Origin of the sequence: Bradyrhizobium liaoningense, from assembly GCF_018130785.1 — a bacterium.
Taxonomy (GTDB): Bacteria; Pseudomonadota; Alphaproteobacteria; order Rhizobiales; family Xanthobacteraceae; genus Bradyrhizobium; species Bradyrhizobium liaoningense_A.
In genome coordinates this window covers 78,625-91,476 of sequence record NZ_JAFCJT010000026.1, presented here as the reverse complement: position 1 = coordinate 91,476, position 12,852 = coordinate 78,625, and the positions used below count along the sequence as shown (strand labels likewise).

At 64.2% G+C, this 12,852-nt stretch carries 10 protein-coding genes; 4 read left to right on the top strand and 6 right to left on the bottom strand.

The genetic code is table 11. The features are described 5' to 3' along the window. Window positions 1-306: 306 nt before the first annotated feature. Window positions 307-1,809 (top strand): tetratricopeptide repeat protein, encoded by a 1,503-nt coding sequence (locus tag JQ627_RS33150; RefSeq protein WP_212488562.1) that lies wholly within the window; start codon window positions 307-309, stop codon window positions 1,807-1,809. A 151-nt stretch (window positions 1,810-1,960) separates the two neighbouring features. On the opposite strand, the gene JQ627_RS33145 is transcribed toward JQ627_RS33150, so the two are convergent. Together JQ627_RS33145 and JQ627_RS33140 are read right to left on the bottom strand one after the other, a co-directional pair. Next, complete coding sequence (locus JQ627_RS33145; RefSeq protein ID WP_312015827.1) at window positions 1,961-2,230, bottom strand: HGGxSTG domain-containing protein; 270 nt, start codon at window positions 2,228-2,230, stop codon at window positions 1,961-1,963. Further along, a complete protein-coding gene (locus JQ627_RS33140; RefSeq protein WP_212488561.1) occupies window positions 2,227-2,877 on the bottom strand; it encodes a hypothetical protein in 651 nt (216 codons plus the stop codon). Before JQ627_RS33140 ends, JQ627_RS33145 begins: the two co-directional genes overlap by 4 nt. Window positions 2,878-3,292: 415 nt before the next feature. Between JQ627_RS33140 and JQ627_RS33135 the strand changes: the two genes are divergently transcribed. Then, entirely contained in the window at window positions 3,293-4,267 is a 975-nt protein-coding gene (locus JQ627_RS33135; RefSeq protein WP_212488560.1) for a tripartite tricarboxylate transporter substrate binding protein, read from the top strand. Window positions 4,268-4,335: 68 nt separating this feature from the next. Here the strand turns inward: JQ627_RS33135 and JQ627_RS33130 are convergent, their stop codons facing one another. The 4 genes from JQ627_RS33130 to JQ627_RS33115 form a co-directional block, all read right to left on the bottom strand. Continuing rightward, window positions 4,336-6,876: a branched-chain amino acid ABC transporter ATP-binding protein/permease gene (locus JQ627_RS33130; RefSeq protein WP_212488559.1), complete on the bottom strand. Its 2,541-nt coding sequence runs from the start codon at window positions 6,874-6,876 to the stop codon at window positions 4,336-4,338. Then, entirely contained in the window at window positions 6,873-7,748 is an 876-nt protein-coding gene (locus tag JQ627_RS33125; protein ID WP_212488558.1) for a branched-chain amino acid ABC transporter permease, read from the bottom strand. Before JQ627_RS33125 ends, JQ627_RS33130 begins: the two co-directional genes overlap by 4 nt. Before the next feature lie 27 nt (window positions 7,749-7,775). Then, the gene (locus JQ627_RS33120; protein ID WP_212488557.1) at window positions 7,776-9,020 is read right to left on the bottom strand and encodes an ABC transporter substrate-binding protein; all 1,245 of its coding nucleotides are present in this window, start codon (window positions 9,018-9,020) and stop codon (window positions 7,776-7,778) included. Window positions 9,021-9,163: 143 nt separating this feature from the next. Continuing rightward, a complete protein-coding gene (locus JQ627_RS33115) occupies window positions 9,164-10,081 on the bottom strand; it encodes an IclR family transcriptional regulator (protein WP_212488556.1) in 918 nt (305 codons plus the stop codon). 218 nt (window positions 10,082-10,299) lie between these two features. Between JQ627_RS33115 and JQ627_RS33110 the strand changes: the two genes are divergently transcribed. Together JQ627_RS33110 and JQ627_RS33105 are read left to right on the top strand one after the other, a co-directional pair. After that, entirely contained in the window at window positions 10,300-12,099 is a 1,800-nt protein-coding gene (locus JQ627_RS33110) for a thiamine pyrophosphate-binding protein (protein WP_212488555.1), read from the top strand. 46 nt (window positions 12,100-12,145) lie between these two features. Continuing rightward, entirely contained in the window at window positions 12,146-12,850 is a 705-nt protein-coding gene (locus JQ627_RS33105; protein ID WP_212488554.1) for an SDR family oxidoreductase, read from the top strand. Window positions 12,851-12,852: the final 2 nt, after the last annotated feature.

Below are 12,852 nucleotides of genomic sequence, written 5' to 3'. Positions count from 1 at the left end.
GCTCATGCTTTGCGCATTGCGTAGCGTAGGAGTTGCGTTGAGAGCGTTAGGGGCGGCGGATCAAAGCCGGTCGGCCTGACCGAATGGCCGAAAGACATCCGTCGGTTACAGCCGACTTTTGCAACAAAATCGGCCCGTAGCTGACAGGGCCGTTGGCGCGGTGACCGATGCGGACATCACGTCGTAGAACAGACGATTGTCGAAGCAACAATTTGAGGGAGGCGTGAACTAGTCAGCAACCTTGACCAACCCAACGCCGCGAAAATCTGCTAGTTTCGTGTTTTGCCCCCTGCGGGGGAGGCAACGGTGACGAACTCGGAAGTCCCCAACGAGCTACCGGACAGACCAACATCCGATAACGAGCAAGCGGACAAAGCGACATCCGACTGCAATCTCGCGACATCCGATCGCAATCTAAAGAGTCGCCTCCGGGCACGATTGCAGTTGATGGGCCGCGCGCTCGCCTCGATTGCCGCCGTCGGCGCGATCGCGGGTGGCCTCGTCGGCTTCTGGACTGTGTGGAAGACAATCCGGACAGACGTTTTTCCGGACAAGCAACAGACGCAGAGGGAGGCCACGGCCCGGCCCGATGTTGCTCCCCGGTTGTCTCTCGTTGTCCTGCCATTCGCAAACCTCAACAACGATCCGGAACAGGACTATTTCGCCGACAGTATTACGACCGATCTGACGACCGATCTCGCGCAAATGCCCGGCGCATTCGTCATCGGACGCGGGACGGCCTTCACATACAAAAACAAGCCGATCGATCTCAAGACGCTCGGGAAGGATCTCGGCATCCGGTGGGCAGTCCAAGGGGCGGTGCGGCGCAATGGGGATCAGGTCCGGGTAAACGTATCGCTCACGGATATCGCGAGCGGTCGGGACGTCTGGTCGGATCGTTTCGATGGCGATCGCACGAATGTCGCCGCCTTGCAGGACCAAATCACAGGACGGCTCGCACGCTCGCTAAACATTGAACTCATGCATGCCGAAAGCCGCCGCAGCGAAAAGGACCAATCTAGAAATCCAGACGCCATGGACTTCACGATGCGCGGCTGGGCAAAGTTCTATGAGCCCCGGTCGAAGACGGAAATCGCGCAGGCAAAGGACCTGTTCGACAGTGCGTTGCGTCTCGATCCGGATAACGTCGATGCAATGATCGCGAAAGCGTGGTGCTTGGCCATTGCTGCGAGCTTCAGGTGGTCGGCGTCCATGGCCGAAGATAAAAAAATAGCGACTGATCTCATCGACAGGGCTCTTGCGAAAAGCTCGTCAAACGCATTGGCTTACGTGGTAAAGGGGGACACTCTTCGAGTATTTGGGCGCCCTGAGGAGGCGTTGCCTCAATACGACGCTGCGCTTGAAATCAATCCAAATTTCCCGATGGCCTACGCTCAGAAAGGACTTGCACTCATCCTCTCCGGGCGGGCCCGCGAAGCCTTCTCGCCGCTTCAGCTGGCACTCCGCCTCAGCCCGAAAGATCCGATTGCTGTCTCTTGGTATTACAACCGTTGCCATGCACACCTGCACCTGCATGAATACCAAGAAGCCATCGAGGAATGTAGGCGGGCGATCAATATTAACAACGCATTATGGTTCGGCCATGTAGATCTGGTTTCGGCTTATGGAACTACAGGGCAATTGGAGCAGGCACGCCAAAGCTTAACTGAATTGATTAAGCTCCGACCAGATTTCACGATCCAGTGGTTCCGTGAATTTGGCTACGCACTCTCGAGTAATCCGCAATTTCGTCGTGAGTTCGATGACATTGTCGATGGGCTGAGGAAGGGAGGCGTGCGGGAGCAATAGCGTGCAGGCAAGTCGATTGCTGACGAGGCGACGAACGTCTGTTTCGGGCCCATCGCGACCTCTTGCGCTGCCGCACGAACCTGGTCGCTATTGGGGGCAAAGCAGGCGTAGCCTTCGTCGCATCACGCCGCGAGGTTTATGGGTATACGGCCTAGCCGAGCTCTTGCAGCAGCTTCCGCGTCTCGCCGAGCAACGACCGCATCGCCCTTCGTTCCGTGATCCGGTCCTGCGCGAATAGCCCGTGCTTCTGCGCATTCTGATTTCCCCTCGGTGCGCCTGATCTCGCGGCGCCGCCATGCATGCGACAGCGGGTCTTGCCGTGCACCGCCGGCGCGAGGCAGGCGGTGCCGCTGCGTGTCCTGGCGCCGCAGCGCGGACTCGCCTGCATCGCAGCCGTGTTGCGGGTGTGATCGCCGCTCACGCGCCTTGCCTGGCTTCGGTCTCTTCGTGCAGGCCGGTTTCGTGGCGCGGGACCAGTCCTGCATCCGTCGCAGCGTTCGGCTCTGCAACGATCACGCTCGCGTGCTGGGTAATGTTGCCCACGATCGCTCTTCCTCCATCCTGCACCGACAGATTCCGTACCATGATCGTACGCTCGTCGCTGTTGCGGTGGCGGCTCAGCGCCTCGACCTGGGCGGCGAAGGTGCGGGAGAGCCGGGTCAGTGCACGCGTGACGCTCTCATGCTGCGCAAGATCGTCGATGCAGGCGAGGCGACAGGCAGAGTGCATCGCCGCCATGTGAACGGAGACCATCTGGGACACCAGCATGGCCTCGATGGAGTCCGTCGGCGCGATGCTTCTGATCATCGAGACCATGAAGGCGAGATTGGCTTCATCGGGCTTCTGCCCGATCACGCTGGCCTTCACCAATTGCTTCAGCAGGCCATGCAGCGCGTCGCGATCGACGGCGCCGAGCGCCTCGGCCAGCAGACGCTCGCCGGCTTGCGGATCGGGATGGTTGATCGCAATCCGCCGCTTGTAGAGTTTGATCCGCGGGCTGCCGGCGAGGCCACTGCGATCGTTTGCCGCGACCGGCGGCGCGCCGTGGCGTTTTGGGGATGTCGTCATGTGCTGTGTCCTTACCGGCGCGGGCGCGCGAGTGACCGCTCGCTGCGCGTGACTGCGAATTTCGAGATGTCGATGAAGGCCTTACGCACGCTCGCGGCGAGGCGCCCTTGGTCGGGCGGTTTGGACGCTGGCGATTGTTGCGATGATGCCATCATGCCGGTGTTTTGCCCGACGTGTCAAATTTCATTTCGTGGCATCCGAAGCGATTGTCCTGTGCAAGTCCTTGTCCTGACAGGGGCCGGCTACTGTGCATGGGGTTGTTTTCGCATTTTTTGTCTGGATGCGGCTCTCACGTGCCGCGCGACGGAATGCCGGCGTGCAAACGCGATTGCGAAATCCGGCGCGACCGCTAATCATGATCTCCAGATGCGCCGCGTCCTGCAAAAGCGGCAGCGCGGGTGTGGGGAGAGAACGAATGCAACGAACGCTTCGCCTGCTGGCGATTGTCGCCGGATTGTGCGTGACGACCGAGGCTCTCGCGCAAAAATATCCGACGCGTCCGGTCAAGATCATGGTCGGCTTCAGCGCGGGCGGCCCTGTCGATGTTGTCGCGCGCATCGTCGGCGACCGGCTGAGCAACAAGCTCGGCCAGCCCTTCGTGGTCGAGAACCGTGCCGGCGCCAACGGCATGATCGCAGCCGAGGGCGTGGCGCGCGCGGACGCGGACGGCTACACCATCCTCGCCTGCAACTCGTCCACCATCACGCTCAACAAGACGCTGTTCAAGGACGCCCGCTACGATCCGCAAGGCGATTTCGCGCCGCTCACCACGGTCGTCTCGGCGCCGCTCGTGCTCGTAGTCAATCCGGAGAATCCCAAGACCGCCGACATCAAGACGGTGGCCGATCTCGTGGCCGCGGCGAAGGCCAGGCCGGGCGAGCTTGCCTACGGCTCGGGCGGCAACGGCAACCTCGCCCATCTCGCCATGGAGCTGCTCAGCCAGAAGGCCGGCATCAAGCTGATCCATGTGCCCTATCGCGGAGGTGCTGCGTCCGAGGTCGGCATCCTCGCGCAGGAGGTGTTGGCGGTGTTCGATCCGCTCTCCGCCGTGCCGCTGGTGAAGGCCGGCAAGCTGCGTGCGCTCGCGGTGTCATCCGCGGAGCGGCTGCCGGCGTTGCCCGACGTGCCGACCGTCGCGGAAGCCGGCTATTCCGGCTTCGACATCTCGTTCTGGGTCGGCTTCTTCATGCCGAAGGCGACACCAGGGCCGATCCTGGAGACGCTGCACCGGGAGATCGTCACGGCGGCCAAGGACCCGGCAGTCGAGGAGAAGCTTGGTTCGCAGGGCGTTGTCAGCGTGCTCAGCCCGGCCGAGTACGCCGTGAAGATCGCGAAGGAGACCAGGGAGCTTGCCGAGGTCGTCGCGGCCGCGAACATCAAGGCGGAGTGAGTGAGGCGCGGTGGTGCTGCGGGCTCCTTAACCTCTCCCGCAAGCGGGAGAGGGGGCAACTGTTTCCGTCACAGCCACAGGATCTGCTTGCGGTAGCCGAGATCGCTCAGTAGCGGCGCCGCCGGTCCCTGATGGAATACGGCGCCGCGCTCCAGCGCGAAAACGCGATCGGCCAGCGCCAGCACGAGGTCGAGATTGTGCTCGACGATCACGATCGACATGTGCCGGCGAAGCTGGTCGAACACTTTGAACAGCTCCAGCGTCACCGCCGGCGCGAGGCCCTCGAAGGGCTCGTCCAGCAGCAGCAGGCGGACATTGCCGGACATCGCACGCGCAACCGCGACCATCTGCTGCTCGCCGCCGGAGAGATAGTCGGCGGCGACGTTCATGCGCTCCTTCAGGCGCGGGAAATATTGCAGGATCTGCTCTTCGCCCCACACCACGCCGTCGCTGCCGTCGGTCTTGCGCGCGAGGCGCCCGAGCGCGAGGTTTTCGCGCACGGTCATGCCGGCGAACAGCCCGCGGCCCTGCGGCACATAGCCGACGCCGCGCCGCGCGATGTCGGGCGCGGCGAGGCCCGCGATGTCGGCGCCGCGATAGTCGATGCTGCCGGAGGCCGCTGGCACGAGGCCGGCGATGGACTTGAGCAGCGTCGATTTGCCGGCACCGTTGCGGCCGAGCAGCGCGACGATCTCGCCTTCGCGGACGTCGAGCGCGGCATCGTTGAGGATGTGGCTCTTGCCGTAGAACGTGTTGACGCGATCGAGGCGCAGCACGGTTGCGTGCTCGCCGGCCTCCTCAGGGCTGCGCCGATGCTCGACGGCGGGAATGCCCTTGCCGGTGTAGATCTCCTGCACCCGCGGATCGGCCCGCACTGCCCTGGGGCAGTCGGACATCAGGACCTCGCCCTGGTTCATCACGGTGACGACCTGCGAGAAGCCAAGCACGCGGTCGATGTCGTGCTCGACGATCAGCACGGGAATGTTGGCGGCGATGTTCTTGACGAGGTTGGAGACCCGTTCGCGCTCGGCGGCGGCAAGCCCCGCGAGCGGCTCGTCGAGCAGCAGCACCTGCGGCTTGGAGCCGAGCGCGATGCCGAGATCGACCAGCCGCTGCCCGCCATAGGAGAGCTCGCCGCCCTCGATCTCCTCGATACCTTCGAGCCCGAGGAATTTTGTCAGCGCGGCAGTCTCGGCATGAATGTCCTCATACGCGTCGATGTCGTTCCAGATGTTGAAGCGCATAGGGCGGCGCGCCTGCAGCGACAGGCGGAGGTTCTCGTAGATCGTCAATCCGCGAAACAGGTTCGTGATCTGAAACGAGCGCGCCAGCCCCTGGTGGCAGATCAGATTCGCCGTCACGCCGGCGATGTCGCGCCCCTGCAGGCGAATCGTGCCCTGGTCTGGCGCATAGAGGCCGGAGACCAGGTTGAACAGCGTGGTCTTGCCGGCACCGTTCGGCCCGATCAGCGCATGGATCTCGCCGGCCGCGACCTTGATGCTGGCATTCTCGACCGCGCGGATGCCGCCGAATTTTCGGGAGACGCTGCTGACTTCCAGCACCGTGCCCTTCAGTGCCTCCGGCCGCAGGAAACCGGGTAGCGGCAGGCCGTCATAGATCTTGCGCCGGCTCATCGCGGCGGATTCTTCCGCGGGCGGACGGAGGCGCCGCATGATCAGCGAACCGATGCCGACGAGGCCACCGGGCGAATACATCACGAAGGCCACGAAGGTGAGGCCGAACCAGAACAGCCAGTCCGACGTCCAGATCGAGAACAGCTCCCGGAACAGGATGAAGAACAGCGCGCCGAGCGCGGGGCCGAGAAGGCTGCGCATGCCGCCGATGACGACCATTGCAAGCAGTTCGCCGGCGAACGGCACCGAGACCGCTTCGGCCGAGACCAGATAGTTCAGGAACGCGATCAGCGCGCCGGCAACCCCGGTGACGACGGCGGAGATCACGAACACCGCAAGCTTGTAGCGCTCGACCGGATACCCCTGAAAGCTTGCGCGCAGCTGGTTCTCGCGGATCGCGACCAGCACGTGCCCGAACGGCGAGCGCACGAGGCGCATCAGCACGTAGAGCACGGCGAGCCCGATCGCCGCGACCACGATGTAATAGTTGAGCGCATTGTCGAAGCTGATCGGTCCGATGCCGCCACGCTTGAGCCCGCCGAGCCCGTCCTCGCCGCCGGTGAGGCTGGTCCAGCGGAAGGCGGTGGTGTAGACGAGCGCGGCCAGCGCCAGCGTCAGCAGCGAGAAATAGACGCCGCGCCGGCGCAGGATCAGTATGCCGATCGCCGTCGAGGCGATCGCGACGACGACCATCGATCCGAGCAGCGGCAGCCAGATCTCGCCGGGAAAGTAGCGAAGCTGGATCAGGCCGGCAGCATAGGCGCCGATGCCGAACCAGGCGCTGTGGCCGAACGAGACGAGGCCGGTGTAGCCGATGCAGAGGTTGAGCCCCATGGTTGCGATCGCGAGGCCGACGATCCATGTGCCGGTGTTCAGTGACAAGCCGAAGGCTCTGAGCACGAAGGGCAGTGCGACGACCGCGGCAGCCGCGATCAGCAGCGGTTTCAATCTGTCGATGGCGGAAGCGCGGCTCATTCGAACTTCTCGATCCGTTCGCCGAGCAGGCCGCGCGGGCGCACCAGCAGCACCAGGAACATCAGGATGTAGATCGAGGCTTCACCGGCCGCCGGCTCGAAGTGGATGGCGATGCCGCGGACCACGCCCACGAGGAGGGCGGCGATGACGACGCCCCAAAAGCTGCCGAGGCCGCCGATCACGACGACGACGAAGGCCACCGTCATGATCTCGGCGCCCATCGCCGGATGCACGGTGGTGATCGGTGCGAAGAAGGCGCCGCCGAGCGCGGCCATGCCGACGCCGAGCATCACGATCGCGGTCATATAGGGCTGGAGGCGGATGCCGAGGGCCGCGACCATGTCGGGCCGCTGGATGCCGGCGCGCACCACGCGTCCGAAGGAAGTCTTTTGCAGCAGCAGCCAGATCCCGAGCAGGATCGCTGCAACGACGGCCAGGATCAGCAGGCGATAGCGCGAGAACAGGAAGTCACCGACGATAACCGAGCCGCGAAAGCTCTGTGGTATCTCCGTCGAGACCGGAGCTGCGCCCCAGATCATGCGGATCGCCTGTTCCGCGACCATCGCCAGCCCAAAGGTCACGAGCAGGCTCAGGATCGGATCGGCCGTGTAAAAGCGGCGCAGGATGAAGCGCTCGAAGAGGATGCCGAGCAAGGCGACCGCGAATGGCGAGATCACCACCGAGGCGCCGAAGCCGAGACGCTTCGTCAGCTCGACGCAGACATAGGCGCCGAGCGCATAGAAGGCGCCATGCGCGAGATTGACGATGCCGCCGACCGAGAAGATCAGCGACAGCCCGAGCGCGATGAGCAGGTAATAGCCTCCGAGCACGAGGCCATTCACCACCTGTTCCAGCAGGAACTCGAGCTGCATGTTGCGTCCTTGCCGCGCGTGCGCGCGTCAGGCCTTCATCCCGCAGGGATTCTGTTCCTTGGTCGGATAGATCGTCTCCAGCGGATCGTTCGCCGCCGGCACCACATCGCCGAGCACCAGCATGTCCCACTGGTCCTTCATCTGGTCCTTTGGCTTGACCGTGAACGGATAGGCCTCCTGCACGAGCTGGTGATCCCAGCTGCGGAAATAGGCCTTTCGCGCCTTGCCGATGTCGAACTGAGCCTGCTTCTCGAAATAGGCGATCAGCTCATTGCTGTCGGTGGACTTGGTGGTGTTGATTGCCTCCGCCAGCAGCTTGAGCGTCACATATTCGATCCAGGCGTGGTTCTCCGGTGGCTTGCCGTATTTCCTGGTGAAGGCCGCGACGAAGGCCTGTGACGCCGGATTATTCAGCGTGTGATACCAGACCGTCGGCCAGGTGCCGCTGAGATTGCCCGCGCCCGCGGCCCAGGCATCGCCGGTGTTGAGGTTGAAACCGACCAGCGGATAGGGGAAGCCGAACTCGGCATATTGCTTGACGAGATTGGTCACCTGGTTGCCGGCGAGGTTGCAGCAAACGACGTCGGGTTTGGCCTGCCGCACCTTCAGCAGATACGGACTGAAATCGGTGACGTCGGTCGCGATCAGCTCGTCGCCGATCAGGTTCGCCTCATGCGCGCCGAAGAACGATTTTGCGGCTTTCAGCAGGTCGTGGCCGAAGATGTAGTCGGCCGTGAGCGTGAAGAACTTCTTGCCCTTGACCATGCCCTTCTGCGACAGCGCGGTGCCGACCGCGTTGACCATCACGGTGTTCGGGATGTCGCAGTGGAATGAGTATTTGTTGCAGTTCTTGCCGCGCAGCGCGTCCGAGCGCGCGCCGGTCGAGAAGAACACCTTCTTGTTGCGCTCTGCGACCTGCATGATGGTGAGCGAGGACGCCGACGAGATTTCGCCGAGCAGCACCACCGCGCCGTCCTGCTCCAGCATGCGCTGGGCCTTGGTGGCGGCGGTAGCGGGGTTGATCGAGTCCTCCGAGAGCAGGTCGATCTGCTTGCCTAGGACGCCGCCGGATGCATTGATCTCCTCGGCTGCGAGCTTCACCCCCAACTGGGCGTAGCTGCCGATCACGCCGAGGAAGCCGGTCAGCGGCGTCAGGTGCCCGATCCGGATCTTCTCGGCCTGCGCTCTTGCGATCGATGGAAACCCAAGTGCGGACGCGCCGGCGAAGGCTGCGCCCGTCCGTAACAACGTCCGTCGGCTGGTGCGGATCATCTTCGTCTCCTCCCGGGTGCATCGCGTGCCTCTCTTTCAAAACCGCGTATCCGGTATTGTGAGAGACGTTTTTCTAATGCTGGAGGATAATCCCGAACGCCATTGCCGGTGTCAACCGGCAAAATCGCCGCTTCGGTTGCGGCTCAGGCTTTTTGCGTGAGCGCCTTGTGCGCCCGGTCCTTGGCGCCGAACTCGGCCGAGAGGCGGTCGGCGGCGGCCTGCACGACCTGGGCGCTGGCGTGCAGCGCCTGGTTGGACAGCCGCCAGATCGGTCCGGATATGCCGAGCGCGCCGATCACCTGACCGGTGAAATCGGTGACGGGCACGGCGACGCAGCGCACTTCCGGATTGAACTCGCCGTCGTCGAAGGCGACGCCGGTGCGCTGCACCTCGGCAATCTCGCGCATCAGCGCGCCGGCATTGCTGATGGATTTGGCCGTCGACGGTTTGAGTTCCACGCGATCGATGAACCGCTTGAGCTGTTCGGGGCGGAGCGAGGCCAGGATGATCTTGCCAAGCGCGGTGCAATGGGCGGGCCGCACCACACCGACGCGGTCGGTGAGCTGGAACGCGCCGGGGCCACTGGTGCGGGCGATGACGACCACGGCATCGCCCATCCGCACGGCAAAATGGCCGCTTTCGCCGGTCTGGCGCGACAGCTCCTCAAGCACCGGCGTTGCGACATTGACCATCTCGATCTCGTCGAGCGCACTCGCCGCCAGCGCAAACAAGGGACGGCCGATGCGGTAGCGCTTGTTGTCCTTCTCCTGGCGAAGATAACCGAGCGAGACCAGCGTTTTTGCCAGATGAAACGTGGTCGAGTTGTGCAGGCCCACCAGCTTGCTGAGTTCTGCAAGCCCAATTCCCTCGCGATGACGCGCCACCTCCTCGAGGATCGAGAAGGCGCGGCCGAGCGACTGGACGCCGCCGCCGCGCTGCTTGTCCTCGGCTTCATCGTCGCTTTCGGGTTTGGGGCCGGGGATCAGTTTCGCAATCGCGGCCTTGCGCGGGCTTGCGGGCTTCTCGCCGGCCGTCGGCTTGGTGCGCGATCTCAAGGACAAGGCCCCCTCTGGCAAATCCGTCGTGACTCGATGCAGCGACAGTAGCACGCAACCACGCAGCCGTCGGAGTCGAGCCCGCGTTTCCTCAGGTGAATAGCCTATCACAATATAAATTGACGTACAGCATTATGAGAAATAGGGTGCCCGCGGCCCAGCGACGACCGCCGCGTTCTCTGCATCGGTCCATAAGAAGTCGTGGGCCGGTAGGAGACGGGTTGATGTCGCGAAACATGCTCAATGGTGCCCAGGTCATTGTCGATTATCTGATCCAGGAGAAGGTGCCGCATGTGTTCGGGCTGTGCGGCCACGGCAACATCCAGTTCATCGACGCGCTGTACGAACGCTCTTCCGAGATCAAGACGATCTCCGTGCACCATGAGAGCGTCGCCGGCTTCATGGCCGACGTCTACTACCGCGTCTCCGGCAGACCGACGGCGACCTTCACCTCCTGCGGGCCGGGCTCGGCCAATCTGCCGATCTCGCTCGCCAATGCCTTCCTCGACTCCGTGCCGTTCATGGCGATCACCGGCAACGTGCCGACCAGCCAGTTCAACCGCGGCGCGTTCCAGGAGATGTACCGGCACTACCAGGCCGACTTCCCTTCCACCGTGCGCACAATGTGCAAGAAGGTGTTTCAGCCGACGCGAGGCGAGATGGTGCCGCTCGCGATACGGCAGGCCTGGAAGACGATGGTCACGGGGCGGCCGGGGCCGGTGGTGGTTGACGTGCCCTTCGACGTCTTCATGGAGGCAGCTGCCGAAGAGGCGCCGAAGGCGAGCGAGTGGAGCGCAAATATATCGAGCCGCTGCGGCGCCGACCCTGATGGCGTCGAGAAGGCGGTCGACATGCTGCTCGCGGCCGAGCGGCCGGTGATGCTGGTCGGGCAGGGCGTGCGCTATGGCGGCGCGGCGGAGGAGTTGCGCAAGCTCGCCGAGCGGCTTCAGGTTCCGGTTGCGGCGTCTGCGAGCGGGCTCGGCGCGCTCGACGTCAGTCATCCCCTCGCGCTCGGGCTCGTCGCCCGCGCCGGCCACTATCAGGCCAACCACGCGGCGCGCCAGGCCGATGTGCTGCTCGCGCTCGGCGTCCGCTTCGACGACCGCACCTCGAGTTCATGGATCCCGGGCTATTCCTTCACCATCCCGCCGACGAGGCTGATCCACGTCGATATCGACCCCGAGGAGATCGGCCGCAACTACCCCGTCGCACTTGGATTGATGGCCGACGTTCGCACCTTCCTGCGCCAGGTGCATGCCGAACTCGACCGCCGCGACAACATCTTCAGGAAATCCGATGCGCGCAAGAAATGGCTGGCGCAGATCGATGGCTATCGCAAGGAGTGGGACAAGTTCGTCGCGCCCGGCTTCTCCGACGACACCACGCCGATCAATCCGCAGCGCGCCGCGGCCGAGATCGACAAGGCGCTGCCGGAAGACGCGATCCTCGTTTCCGACATTGGCGTACATCACAATTGGCTGCTCGGTTTCTGCAAGCCGAAGCGGCCGGATTCGCTGATCGGCTCGATGGGTTTTGGTCCGATGGGCTTTGGCGTCGCCGGCGTGATGGGCGCGAAATTCGCGGCCCCCGATCGGCCCTGCGTGTCCGTATGCGGCGACGGTGCCTTCTTCATGCACGCCAACGTGCTGGGCACGGCGGTCGAGTACAATCTGCCCGTGGTCTGGGTGGTCTGGAACAATTACGCCTACGCCTCGATCCGCGGGCTTCAGCGCGGCTATCTCGGCGGACGCGAGCTTGCGACCGACTTCAAGCATCCGGAGACGGGCGAGCGCTACAATCCGGATTTCGCGGCGATGGCGCGCTCTTGCGGCGTCGAGGGCGTGCGGGTCGACCGCGCCGGCGATCTTGGCGAGGCGATCCGCAAGGGCATCGCTGCCAACAGGCCTTATCTGATCGACGTCGACATCGCCGCCGACGTCAATCCGGCCGGCGCCGGCGTCTGGGAATTGCCGGGCCTCGGCCAGAGCAAGGCCGGCATCGGCACACGTTTCCAGCCGGGCTGACCGCAGTCGGGAAACCACCAATCAAGAACATATCGGGGAGATCGGAATGACGCTCGCAGGAAAAAAGGTCGTCGTGGTCGGCGGCTCCTCTGGGATCGGGCTCGCCACGGCAGAGCTTGCCAAGAGCCAGGGTGCGGACGTCATCATTGCCTCGCGCAGCGCTGCGAAACTTGATCCCGTCGCCGAGCGGCTGAAGGTGACCGCGATCTCCGCCGACGTCACCAGCGACCAGAGCGTCGCCGATCTGTTCCGCCGCACCGGCCCTGTTGATCATGTCGTGCTCACGGCCGCGCAGCTTCGTACCGGGCCGTTCAAGACGGTGCCGATGGACGACGTGCGCGCGACCATGGAAGGCAAGTTCTGGGGCGCCTGGCGGGTGGCGCGCGAGGCCGAGATCCGGCCGGGCGGTTCGCTGACGCTGGTCACCGGCTTTCTCAGCGTCCGGCCGCGGCCGAACTCGGCGATCGTCAGCGCGGCGAACGGCGCGCTGGAATCGCTGGCCCGTGCGCTCGCGCTCGAGCTTGCGCCAGTGCGGGTGAATGCGGTCTCCCCCGGCGTGATCGACACGCCGATCCGGGCCGCGATGCCGGAAGCCGCGCGCAAGGAGATGCTGGCCAAGACGGCGGCTGCGCTGCCGGTCGGCCGCGTAGGTGCGGCCGAGGACATCGCCTGGCAGATATTGAGCTTCATGGCCAACGGCTTTGCCACCGGCTCGATCGTCTATGTCGACGGCGGCGCGCTGGTGAACTAGGG

Excerpts from the sequence above, each read along its gene's own strand:
- JQ627_RS33140 (WP_212488561.1), bottom strand. The coding sequence starts at position 2,877 with ATGACGACATCCCCAAAACGCCACGGCGCGCCGCCGGTCGCGGCAAAC.
- JQ627_RS33135 (WP_212488560.1), top strand. The coding sequence starts at position 3,293 with ATGCAACGAACGCTTCGCCTGCTGGCGATTGTCGCCGGATTGTGCGTG.
- JQ627_RS33130 (WP_212488559.1), bottom strand. The coding sequence starts at position 6,876 with ATGAGCCGCGCTTCCGCCATCGACAGATTGAAACCGCTGCTGATCGCG.
- JQ627_RS33125 (WP_212488558.1), bottom strand. The coding sequence starts at position 7,748 with ATGCAGCTCGAGTTCCTGCTGGAACAGGTGGTGAATGGCCTCGTGCTC.
- JQ627_RS33120 (WP_212488557.1), bottom strand. The coding sequence starts at position 9,020 with ATGATCCGCACCAGCCGACGGACGTTGTTACGGACGGGCGCAGCCTTC.
- JQ627_RS33110 (WP_212488555.1), top strand. The coding sequence starts at position 10,300 with ATGTCGCGAAACATGCTCAATGGTGCCCAGGTCATTGTCGATTATCTG.
- JQ627_RS33105 (WP_212488554.1), top strand. The coding sequence starts at position 12,146 with ATGACGCTCGCAGGAAAAAAGGTCGTCGTGGTCGGCGGCTCCTCTGGG.